The organism is Gimesia fumaroli (assembly GCF_007754425.1).
In the GTDB taxonomy this organism is placed as follows: Bacteria; Planctomycetota; Planctomycetia; order Planctomycetales; family Planctomycetaceae; genus Gimesia; species Gimesia fumaroli.
Genome location: NZ_CP037452.1, coordinates 3,386,092 through 3,398,453 on the forward strand (window position 1 = coordinate 3,386,092; position 12,362 = coordinate 3,398,453).

The 12,362-nt window shown below is 50.4% G+C and carries 6 protein-coding genes; all 6 read left to right on the forward strand.

The features are described 5' to 3' along the window. Positions 1–14: 14 nt before the first annotated feature. The gene (locus Enr17x_RS12830) at positions 15–1,460 is read left to right on the forward strand and encodes a type I restriction-modification system subunit M (protein ID WP_145309285.1); all 1,446 of its coding nucleotides are present in this window, start codon (positions 15–17) and stop codon (positions 1,458–1,460) included. Beyond that, positions 1,457–3,184: a restriction endonuclease subunit S gene (locus Enr17x_RS12835; protein WP_145309287.1), complete on the forward strand. Its 1,728-nt coding sequence runs from the start codon at positions 1,457–1,459 to the stop codon at positions 3,182–3,184. The genes Enr17x_RS12830 and Enr17x_RS12835 overlap by 4 nt, the downstream gene beginning before the upstream one ends. Before the next feature lie 35 nt (positions 3,185–3,219). Continuing rightward, positions 3,220–4,041: a hypothetical protein gene (locus Enr17x_RS12840; RefSeq protein ID WP_145309289.1), complete on the forward strand. Its 822-nt coding sequence runs from the start codon at positions 3,220–3,222 to the stop codon at positions 4,039–4,041. Positions 4,042–4,111: 70 nt separating this feature from the next. Then, positions 4,112–5,218, forward strand: coding sequence for a DUF4268 domain-containing protein (locus tag Enr17x_RS29605; protein ID WP_198001131.1), 1,107 nt, complete (start codon positions 4,112–4,114; stop codon positions 5,216–5,218). A 424-nt stretch (positions 5,219–5,642) separates the two neighbouring features. After that, entirely contained in the window at positions 5,643–6,965 is a 1,323-nt protein-coding gene (locus Enr17x_RS12850) for a DUF1501 domain-containing protein (protein ID WP_145309291.1), read from the forward strand. A 214-nt stretch (positions 6,966–7,179) separates the two neighbouring features. Next, complete coding sequence (locus tag Enr17x_RS12855) at positions 7,180–12,300, forward strand: PVC-type heme-binding CxxCH protein (protein WP_145309293.1); 5,121 nt, start codon at positions 7,180–7,182, stop codon at positions 12,298–12,300. Positions 12,301–12,362 lie beyond the last annotated feature (62 nt).

Here is a 12,362-nt window from a genome sequence, read left to right on the forward strand (position 1 = left end):
TTTGAGATTACAACATGGTAAGCAGTACACAGATCAAGACGATCCAGGACATCATGCGCAAAGATGTCGGCGTGGATGGAGACGCACAACGTATCGGCCAGCTGACCTGGATGATTTTTCTCAAGATCTTTGAAGACCGTGAACGGGAATTCGAACTGCTTGACGACAAATACAAGTCCCCCATTCCCGAACCCTTTCGCTGGCGGAACTGGGCTGCTGACCCGGAGGGCATGACCGGCGACGAACTGCTTGATTTCGTCAACAATCACCTGTTTGCTAAACTCAAAGAACTGCGCGTCGACAAGAGTCCGATGGCGTACGTGATCCGCTCTGCCTTTGAAGACGCGTATAACTATATGAAGTCGGGCCAGTTGTTGCGGCAGGTGATCAATAAACTGAATGAAGACCTCGACTTCAACCGCACCGAAGACCGGCATCTGTTTAATGACATTTACGAACAGATTCTGAAAGACCTGCAGTCCGCCGGCAATGCGGGCGAATATTATACGCCGCGGGCGGTCACACAGTTCATGGTGGATATGGTTGATCCCCAACTGGGGGAGAAACTGCTTGATCCCGCCTGTGGGACCGGGGGCTTCTTGACCTGCTCTATCGAGCATGTTCGCAACAAGTATGTCAAAACGGTGGCCGACCGGGAACTGCTGCAGCAGTCGATCCACGGCGTGGAAAAAAAACAGCTCCCGCATCTGCTGTGTGTGACGAACCTGTTATTGCACGGCATCGATGTCCCCTCCAATGTGCGGCACGAGAATACTTTGTCCCGTCCGTTGACCGACTACGGTCCTAAAGACCGCGTGGATGTGATTGTGACGAATCCACCGTTCGGAGGGATGGAGGAAGATGGCATCGAATCCAACTTTCCGGCCACGTATCGCACACGGGAAACTGCCGACCTGTTTCTGATTTTGATCATGCGTCTGCTCAAAGACGGGGGACGGGCAGCGATTGTCCTGCCGGACGGGACCCTGTTCGGCGAAGGGGTCAAAACGCGGATTAAGGAAAAGCTGCTGGAAGAATGCAATCTGCATACGATCGTCCGGCTGCCGAACGGCGTGTTCAATCCCTATACGGGTATCAAAACCAACCTGCTCTTTTTCGAAAAGGGGAAAAAGACGAAGCGGATCTGGTATTACGAGCATCCCTACCCCGCGGGGCAGAAATCGTACAACAAAACCAGGCCAATTCGGATCGAAGAATTTGCAGCCGAGAAGAAATGGTGGAAAAAACGGAAAGAAAACGAGTTCGCCTGGAAGGTCTCAATCAAAGACATTCGCGAGAGCGGCTATAACCTGGATCAGAAAAACCCGCATTCCACAGACGAAGGTCCTGGCGACCCCGACGCGCTATTGAAGTCGTATCAGAAACTACAGAAGCAGATCGACCAGACCCGCGAACAGCTCAAGCAGGAACTCCGCGCCGCGCTGGGAGGGGACTCGTGAACGTCGACACGTTTCTGGAACAGTTTGGACATCTGGCTGAGGCGCCGGACGGGATTAAAAAACTGCGGGAGCTGATTCTGGATCTTGCGATTCGGGGAAAGCTAGTAAAACAAGGTACTGAAGCTCCAATTAATAATTTAATTGAAGAGATCCACAAAGATCGCGAACTTCAAATCAAGGCTGGAATTCTTAAAAATGAAAAGGAAATACTAAAAGTAGATATCGAAAAGTTTCCAAATGAAAGTGTCATAAACTGGGGGTGTCTGCCTTTAGGTGAAATTGCAAATATTGTACGCGGAGTTACTTTTCCAGGATCAGTAAAAACAAGAGAGAAAAGATCAAGTCATCTACCATGTTTAAGAACTACTAATGTGCAGAATAAGATTGTTTGGGATGATTTGATTTATATTCCAAGTGAATATGTGAAACGGGAAGATCAGTTTGTTAAACAAAATGATTTAATAATCTCAATGGCAAACAGTTATGAACTGGTCGGTAAAATTGCAATAGTTAACGAATGCAAAACATTAACAACATTTGGGGGATTCTTGGCCGCGATAAGACCTTTTGTTATTAATCAGGAATATCTAAGCCATTATTTACGAAGCCCTACCATTCAATTAGCTATGCGCTCGACTTCTAGTCAAACAACAAATATTGCAAATATATCTTTGAAAGGCATTCGTCCCTTACCAGTACATTTTCCTCCCCTGGCTGAGCAGAAGCGGATTGTGGCCAAGGTGGATGAGTTGATGGCGTTGTGTGATGAGCTGGAAACGCAGCAGCAACAGCGGCAGACGGTGCACGCCCAACTGACGACCGCCAGCCTGCACCAGCTGACCACCGCCGAGACACCCCGCCAGCAGACGAAAGCCTGGCAGCGGATCGATACCCAGTTCGACCAGCTCTTCACCACCAGCGAGAGCATCAAACAACTCCGCCAGACCATCCTGCAACTCGCCGTCCAGGGGAAACTGGTGCCACAGGACCCGGAGGACGAACCTGCTGAGAAGTTGTTGGAGCGGATTGAAGTACTCCGGAGAGAACTTCTCTTACAAAAGAAAGTGCGCAAACTAAATCCGTTTAAACCGATGGATGATATAGAACCATTTTCAATTCCAGAAAATTGGAAGTGGTGCAGATTTGGAGAAATCCTAGTCGATTTACGATATGGAACCTCAAAAAAATGTAGCCTCAAAAAGTCTGGCATTCCAGTATTACGAATCCCCAACATTGTCAGAGGAAAAATCGATGATACAAATTTAAAGTACACTGCATTAAGCGAAGAAGAAAGGGAAAACTTAAAGCTAAGAACTGGCGACTTATTGTTGATCCGTTCTAACGGTAGTGAATCAATAGTTGGTAGAACTGCTGTTGTGGGGACAGATGATGAAATCTATGCATTCGCAGGATATTTAGTACGTCTACGATCTGACCCACAAAATATCAATGCAACTTTTCTATCCCAGGTCTTTGATAGTGGATTAGTTCGTCATCAGATTGAATTTCCCATTCGAACTACTTCAGGTGTTAAAAATATAAATAGCACCGAGATTGTCAATTTGCTTGTCCCCCTCCCTCCATTACAAGAACAAGAGCGGATTGTTTCTAAGATTAGTCAGTTAATGAATCTTTGCGAGAAACTGGAACGTGATTTAGAAAATCAAAAAACGAGTTCCGCTAATATATCTTCAGCTTTATCAGCGGCAGTATTGAATCAGTAAATCGCCTTCATCGCCAAACCAAGTACGAGGTAAATATGTTTAAAGTGATTAACAACGAATGGGAGTTCTTGCTGTCAGACAATACCATTCATTGGAATAGCATGAATGGTTCAAGCGAAGATGTATACGTCTATGAAGAGAATGGACACTTTGATCATTCAACCGGTGATTTTCGATTAAAAAGTTGGCTTTGCAATGATGTTGAAGATTTTCAGTATGTCTGGCAAATTGGTTATGAACTAGTTGGATTACTCAATGGAGCATTTATTCTTTATTTACCAAGAATGCCACGTCAAAAAATTGAAGGTTTACACGAAAATGACGAAAGGAAGGAATGGTATCCGGACCTCAGTTTTCCATATATAGTTCGTGAGGAAGTAAAAAAGAAACTACACAAAATCAAAGAAAAACTCCCAGTGCCACACTCACCAGCACTTCGTTTAGTTCAGGAAAGTCTCAAGAATGATGATTTATATATTTTGGTGCGGTTGCTGGGATTGGATACATCCTGGGTGACGCTATATCAGGTTTATGAAACTATAAAACATTTATCTCCTGAAACGCTTAAAAAAAGTGAAGTCATCTCCTCGTCCGAAAATGATAAGTTTAGATTTACCGCAAATAATTTTTCAGCCTCTGGGCTTGATTCCAGGCACGGAATGCAGGGAGATATTCCCAAAGAGCATAAAAAATATATTCCACTTACAGAGGCCACAAAGATTATTCGAAAAATATGTCATGATTATATTGGTACGCTTGTTGGGGAACCTTTTGCTTCAATTGAATTACCAGTAATACCAGGGGGAGTAAATAATCTGGGAGCAGATGTATTCACTGGAGAATGGTTCCCTGACTAATAAAGAAAGAATAATACTCAACGAAGAACCACCATATCCAGCCGTTTGATTACTACAATAAAGACAAACCATGGCCATTTATGAAATCACTGCGGATCGTCTGCGGGAACTGGAAGAGACCTCTTATGCCAAGGCAGGGGTCAAGGAGCGGAATGATTTGCAGCGGTTGTTGCGGATGCAGGTGGAGGTGATTTCGCCGGATACGCTGGTGATTGCTGAGGAGTTCGGGGAGTGGACCGAAGGGAGTCGGCGGATTGATCTGCTGGGTGTCGACAAGGATGCCAACCTGGTGGTGATCGAACTCAAGCGGACCGACGATGGCGGACATATGGAGCTGCAGGCGATTCGCTATGCGGCGATGGTCTCGGCGATGACGTTCGACCGGGCCGTGGAAGTCTTCTCCGGCTACCTGAATAAAATCGGCAGTAACACCGATGCCCGCGAGGCGCTGCTGGAACATCTCGACTGGAGTGAGCCGGACGAAGACCGCTTTGCCCAGGACGTGCGGATCATTCTGGCCTCGGCCGAGTTTTCCAAAGAACTGACCACAGCCGTCCTCTGGCTGAACGAGCGGGATCTGGATATCCGCTGTATGCGGATGAAGCCCTACCAGGATGGCGAAAAGATTCTGGTCGATGTGCAACAGATCGTCCCCCTGCCGGAAGCGTCCGCGTATACGGTGCAGATTCGAGAGAAAGAACGCCGCGAACGGAAAGATCGGGCCGAACGGTATTCAATCCGCAAACGATTCTGGACGCAGCTGCTGAACTATGCGAATACACAAACGGATTTGCACTCGAATATTTCGCCCTCGGAATATCACTGGATCGGAACGGGTTCGGGCGTGCGGGGGCTGGCCTACACTTACAAGCTGACGCAGCATACGTCGATTGTGGATCTCTATATTGATCTTGGCGTCGGGGCTAAAGAAGAGAACAAACAGATCTTTGATACCTTGTACGCTCAAAAAGATCAGATAGAAACCGTTTTTGGAGAGCCATTGGATTGGCGACGTTTGAATGATCTCAAAGCCAGTCGGATTTTGTTTGAAATGAACGGCGGATACCGGGATGACGAATCGGAGTGGCAACCAATAATTGAAAAAATGGTGGATGCCATGATTCGTCTGGAGAAGGCGCTGCGTCCGTTTATTGAAAAAATCAAAACGAGTGTCTAACGGCGGGCAGCCACATAGGACGCCCATACGAGGTGTGTGCCGTGCGTGATGTAGGGGTGTTTGTGTGGTGGCACGCTGGATGTTTGGGGGCTAATAGAAGCACTGCCGGGCAAGCCGGTCAGTGGCACACGCGGATGTTTTGCGTGTTGCCGATGTGAGTGTGATCTGGTGGGGATGTCGCGAGGCGGGTCGACACATGGGTCGACCCCTACGAGGGTACCCGATCTTTGGGGTGTCGCCCTGCTTTCCCTCTGCACTCAGCTGGGAAATTCTGACAAATGCGGTCAGATATATCGACGGGTGTTGATGCGTGGGGGCGGTTTTGATATATTGGTGAATATCGATATTTAATTATCCCCCCTTATAGGCAATGATTGCTGACCCCGCATTACTCCCGCCAGACTCACCAGGGAAAGGAGCAGGAATGTCTCGACGTACTGCAGAATTTTGCGATGGCATCTCACGACGGTCTGTTGTGAAAGCGGGTTTGACCGGCTTGATGGGGCTTTCTCTTCCCGATATTCTCCGCCTCAAGGCGCACGCGGCGGAACGGGGACAGTCCAAACAGAATACGGCGATCATCTTTCTCGAACTGGCGGGGGGACCGGCGCAGCATGAAACTTATGATCCCAAGCCAAATGCCCCTTCTGAATATCGGGGGCCGCTCAGTCCGATCAGCACTGCTGTTCCCGGAGTGCAGTTCAGCGAGTTCATGAAAGAACAGGCGCGGGTGCTGGATAAAATGGCCATTATCCGTTCGATTCATCACGATTCCGGCAGTCACGGCACCAGCAGTCATCTGACGCAAACCGGCTATTATCTGCGCGATCGCCAGAACAGAGAAAACGAGATGCCGAGCATCGGCTGTATTACGTCCAAAGTCCGCGGCAGTAATGCAGACGGCATTCCCGCGTATGTCTCGTTGCCGCGCGATATGCGGTATGGTCGCGCCGCCTGGCTGGGGAAAGGTTTTAATCCTTTCATCACCGCCCGCGATGCGGATGCCAAAAACTTTGAGGTTCCCAACCTGACTCTGTTGCGCGGATTGACTGCAGAGCGGATGCAGGATCGCAAGGCTCTACTCAAGGGCTTCGATGCGACGCGCGAAATTATTGATAACAACGGCATCGGTGACGCCATCGATCAATACACCAAAGAAGCCTTCGAGATGGTGGCGGGTGACTCTGCCCGCAATGCCTTTGATCTGTCTCAAGAAGATCAGAACACACGCGAGCGTTACGGAATGACCTCGTTTGGCCAGAATATTTTGCTCGCCCGCCGACTGGTGGAGCATGGTGTGACCGTGGCTTCGGTGCGCGTGACCGGCCCGAGCTGGGATGATCATCGCGATCTGGTCAAACGGATGCGGGATAAAGGGATTCCTTATGACCGGGCATTTGCGGCACTCGTGGAAGACCTGCATGAACGTGGGCTCGACAAAAAAGTGATGGTGGTGGCGATGGGCGAATTTGGTCGGACCCCGAAATTTAATCGGACTGCCGGCCGCGACCATTGGGGACGCGTGATGAGCGTTGCCCTCGCCGGGGGCGGAATTAAAACCGGTCAGGTGATTGGCGCTTCCGATGATAAAGGAGGCACACCGGCAGACGCTCCTTATCGTCCCGAAAATGTACTGGCAATGCTGTATCGCCATCTGGGCATCGACCCTGCGACTACGTTTCCGGATCATAGCGGCAGGCCGCGTTATATTCTGGAACGTCGGGATTTGATTCCCGAATTGATCTGAAACGTGGTGTGATTCTGTTGTTTCGATTTCTGAGACCTCGCTCGTTTCTGCGCTCAGATTTTCATTCTTGCCTGCTTTTCTGAATGCCCTGCTTTTTTCTGGCAGAACGGAGGCGAAACCCTAGCTTCTGCCCCGGTTCGTAATTAAACTGGGAGTATCTACACAATTTACACTCCGATGCTCTTCGCTCTTTTTTACGGATTACGCTCGAACAATGAAACATTTTTTCCATCCCGTTGCAGACGCACCTCTGAAATCCGCTTGCCGGATTGTTTCTCTCTGTTTAACGCTCCTTGTCGTCAACTTCGCCAGTGCCGCGCCGCTGGTTTATGAAGGGACTGAGGGAGTGGGCAAAGGAAAGCATATCGTTTTCCTGGCCGGCGATCACGAATACCGTTCTGAAGAATCGCTACCGGAACTGGCACGCATTCTGGCGAAGCATCACGGCTTCAAGTGCACCGTGCTGTTTAATATTGATCCGGAAACGGGTGAAATCGTGGCGGGCAATTCGAACATTCCCGGCATGGAATCGCTCGATTCGGCAGATCTGGCAGTCGTCTTTCTACGGTTTCAGAATCTCCCCAAAGAACAGATGCAGCATTTCGTGGATTATCTCAAACGGGGTGGCCCGGTGGTCGGCATGCGAACTTCAACGCACGCATTCAATATGCCTGCCTCTGCTCCCTTCTCAGAATATTCCTATAACAGTAAAGACAAAAACTACGAGAAGGGTTTTGGGCATCAGGTGTTGGGGCAGACCTGGGTGGGGCACTATGGAACCAACCATAAGCAGAGCACACGCATCAGCATTATTGATGATAAAAAGCAGCATCCGATTTTACGTGGCGTGAAAGACATCTGGGTGCAGGCGGGCGGTTATGTCGGCAAGCCCATCGATGGTGAAGTATTGACGATGGCGCAGCCGCTAAACGGCATGAAGCCGGATTCTCCGGCTGATGAAACGAAGCCGCCGATGCCTTCGGAGTGGACGCGAACATATACTTCTCCATCCGGCAAAAAGGGCCGCGTGTTTACGACGTTGTATGGAACGCCCGAAGATCTGTTGAATGACGGCTACCGGCGGATGCTGGTTAACGCGTGTTTCTGGGCGCTGGGTATGGAAGACGCGATCAAAGCAGACGCTAATGTGGCTTTCGTGGGACCGTTCGAACCAAATACGTTTGGCTTCGGAACTTACGCGCACGGGATCAAGCCGGAAGCGTATGCCGGATTCACAAGTCCGATTCCTGCTAACCACAATACGAAGCGAACCGATTCCCCAAAGAAACCCGCTCCCAAAAAGAAAAACGCGAAGGCAAAAAAGTCCAAGAAATCAACCGCATCACTCGTGACCGGTAAGCCGGCACGTTTTGTGCGCATTGAACTGCCGGGCAATAAACGCATTTTGACGCTGGCGGAAGTCGAAGTGATCAGCGGTGGAAAAAATGTCGCGAAAGGTGGCAAGGCGACTCAGTCAAGCACAATGGGGCCCGGAGTCGCCGCGAAGGCACTCGATGGCAATAAAAGTGCTGACTGGGGCAAAGGCGGGCAGACTCATACTGCTAATGCAGGAACGAAAAATCCCTGGTGGGAAGTTGATCTTGGTCGGGATGTCGACGTGGAAAAGGTGGGTATCTGGAACCGGAGTGGGTTCGAAGGCCGCCTGGAAGATTTCACACTGACGCTACTGGATGCGAATCGCAAACCGGTGTTCCGCATCACGGACGTGGCTGCTCCTTTTACGATGGAGATTGATGTCAAGAAACGAGGAAATTTGGAATACCTGACCTTCGCTGGAAAACCGGGTGTGCCTTATAAGTCGACTTCCAAATCGGTCGGTGCAGAGTCACACAGTAAAACGGTGGATCCGACGCTGGTTGACGTGCCGGCCAACTACCGCGATCCGATTCCGTTTGCTTTTCAAAAAGGGGATGTCGTTGCCATTCTCGGTAATGGACTACCCGATCGGATGCAGCATGATGGCTGGCTGGAAACGCTGCTCCAGAGTGAGCTGCAAGGCAAGCAGGTCCGTTTTCGCAATATGAGCGCGAGTGGCGATCGTGTGGATTCGTTCCCGCGCAGCAAAGGTGCCGCCACGATTACCGAATATCTGCGGCATGTGAAGGCGGACGTCGTGTTTGCATTCTTCGGGTATAACGAATCATTTGAAGGCGTGAAAAAGGCGGGCGAGTATCAGAGAAAACTCATTGATTTTGTCAAAAAGACCCGTGGCTCGAAGGCGAACGGAAAATCGTTCCCGCGGATTGTGTTGTTCAGCCCGATCGCACATGAAGACACCGGCAGCAAAAACGTTCCTGACGGCAAAGCGCATAACATTCAACTGGCTGCCTATACCAAAGCAACGGCAGCCGCGGCCCGTGAAGCGGGAGTGGCGTATGTGGACCTGTTCCATCCTTCCCTGCAGATGTTCAAAGAGTCGAGCACACCTCTGACCATCAACGGCGTGCATCTGACGGCAGAAGGGAACAAACAACTGGCGGAAGTGATTTCATCCGCTCTGTTTGGTCATCAGGTGACTGCGTCGCAAACGATGGAGCCCCTGCGGTCGGCTGTACTGGATAAGGCTTATAAGTGGAATAACCGCTATCGCGCCCGTGACGGGAATGACGTCTGGGGCGGCCGATCCATTCTCAAGTTCACGAACGATCAAACCAACGCCGTTGTTTTACAGCATGAACTTTCGATGCTGGACGTGATGACGAACAATCGCGATGCCCGAATCTGGGCGCTTGCCAAAGGGCAGGATCTGAAAGTTGACGACAGCAACGTGCCGAATCCGGTGAAAGTGATTTCGAATGTTGGCGGGGGGAGCAAAAGTTCCAGCGCAATGAAAGAGGGGAACCTGAACTATATCAGCGGTGAAGAAGCCATCAAGCATATGGCGGTTGCTGACGGGTTTGAGGTGAGCCTGTTCGCCGATGAAAAACAGTTTCCTGAACTGGTTAATCCGGTACAGATGCAGTTTGATACCAAGGGGCGCCTGTGGGCGGCTGTCTGGCCGACATATCCCAAGTGGGAACCGCTGAAAGAGATGAACGATGCGTTGATCATTTTGCACGATGACAACAACGATGGCAAAGCAGATCGCGTGACCGAGTTTGCCCGCATCCAGAATCCACTTGGTTTTGAGTTCTGGAATGGCGGCGTGCTGGTTGCTTCCGCGCCGGAAATTGTGTTCCTGAAAGATACTGACGGCGACGACGTCGCCGATGTGCGTACCGTGTTGCTGCAAGGTCTGGATTCTTCGGATACCCATCACGCGGCGAATAATTTGATCTATGGCCCCGATGGCGCCATTTACTGGCAGAGCGGCGTATTCATGGTGCATAACCACGAACATCCCTGGGGGCCTTCTCTGCAAGCCAGTGAATCGGCCATGTATCGCTTCGATCCGCGGCGCTTCACCATTTCGATGCATGCCGTCAATTCGCCGAACCCGCATGGGATTGCGTTTGACTACTGGGGTTATCATTACGCAACCGATGGGACTGGCGGTCGTGCGTATCAGGTTCGTCCGGATAAGGGCGGGTTCAAAATGCACGAGCTCTTGAAGAAAGAAGTGCGGCCCGTGACGGCCAGCGAAGTGGTCAGCAGTGCTCACTTCCCGGAGTCCATGCAAGGCGACTTTTTGATCTGTAATGTGATTGGCTTTCTCGGCATTAAGCATTATGACCTGGCGCGGGATGGCGAAAAAGGGACCGTCTGGGGCGAGCCTGCCGGGGCTGATCTTACGGTTACGCGGCTCAATGCCGACGGTTCCAAAACGGAGGACAAATCAAAAGGTCTGATGATGAGCGGTGACAAGAATTTCCGTCCCGCGGATGCGATTTTTGCTCCTGATGGCTCGCTGTATTTCTGCGACTGGCACAATGTGATCATCGGCCATATGCAGCACAATGTGCGCGATCCCAATCGCGATCATCAACATGGTCGTATCTATCGAATGACCGCCAAGGGACGTCCATTGCAAAAACCGGTTGCCATTGACGGTCAGCCGATTGCCGCATTACTCGACAATCTGAAGTCACCCATTGATGGCATTCGTCACCGGACCCGCGTTGAACTGAGTGAACGCGATTCCGCTGATGTGATCGCTGCGACAAAGGAATGGATCAAGCAGTTTGATCCGAATAAAAAAGAAGACGCACACCACCTGTTGGAAGCACTCTGGTTGCATCAGCAGCACAACGATCGGAATCTGGAATTGCTGGGAGTGCTTTTGAAGTCTCCCGAGCCGCACGCGCGAATTGCTGCGAACACGGTGAAGCATTTGTGGTTCAACGTGGAAGGCACCATGCGTGGCGGTGTGATTGCAGAAACGGAAGAAGCTGAGACACAGAAGTCAGGCATTCTCAGTGATACACCGGAACTCACGACAATTCGCATCGGGACGGTCCGCGAACGGATGCGATACGACGTGACGAAACTGACCGTGAAGCCCGGCAAGAAGGTGAAGCTCACGTTTGCCAACCCGGATTATATGCCTCACAACATTATGCTTGTCAATCCCGGGAAAGCCGATGAAGTTGGTCTGGCGGCGATTGCTTTGGGAGCCAGTGGGTTTTCGGTCGGCTTTATTCCGGAGAGCAAAGAAATTCTCTGGCACAGCAAACTGGTCGATCATGGTCAGGAAGAGGTGATCGAGTTTGTCGCGCCGACAAAAGAGGGTGCGTATCCTTATATCTGCTCGTTCCCCGGACATCACCTGTTGATGCGTGGGACGATGTATGTGACCAACGACCTCAAGACGTTTCTCGAAAAGAATCCGGAGCAGGTCACGAAGGTGACGCAGTGGAAACTGGCTGATCTGGAAAAAGACGTGAAACGTGTGGGACAACATCGGAACTTTATGAGGGGTAAGGAAATCTTCACTAAGCTTGCCTGTGCCCAGTGTCACAAATTAGATAAGGATAGTGTCACCCTCGGCAAGAATCTTTCCGTCGGTCCGAATCTTGATGAAGTTGTGAAGAAGCATAAGCACGACGCCAAAGCAATTCTGGCAGAGATTCTTGAGCCTTCCCGTAAAATTGAGGATAAGTATAAAACGGTACTGCTCCTGCTGGAAGATGGCCGGAGTCTCAATGGGAATATTGTCGCTGAAGATAAGACTTCGTTGACACTCGTCACAGGACCACCGCAAGTGAAGGAACAGAAGATTCTGAAGAGTGATATTGATTTCCAACGCTCTTCACCTGTTTCAATCATGCCGGCCAACTTGCTCAACACGTTGGATAAAGAACAGATCCTCGATTTGCTCGCGTATGTGCTATCGGGAGGAAATGAGAAAGATCCTGCATTCCATCACCATCATTGATGGCTGTCAGCGTTTCCGTTATTTTCCAAATCCGTGCTGGGTCCGAAGTTGATTCGGGCCTG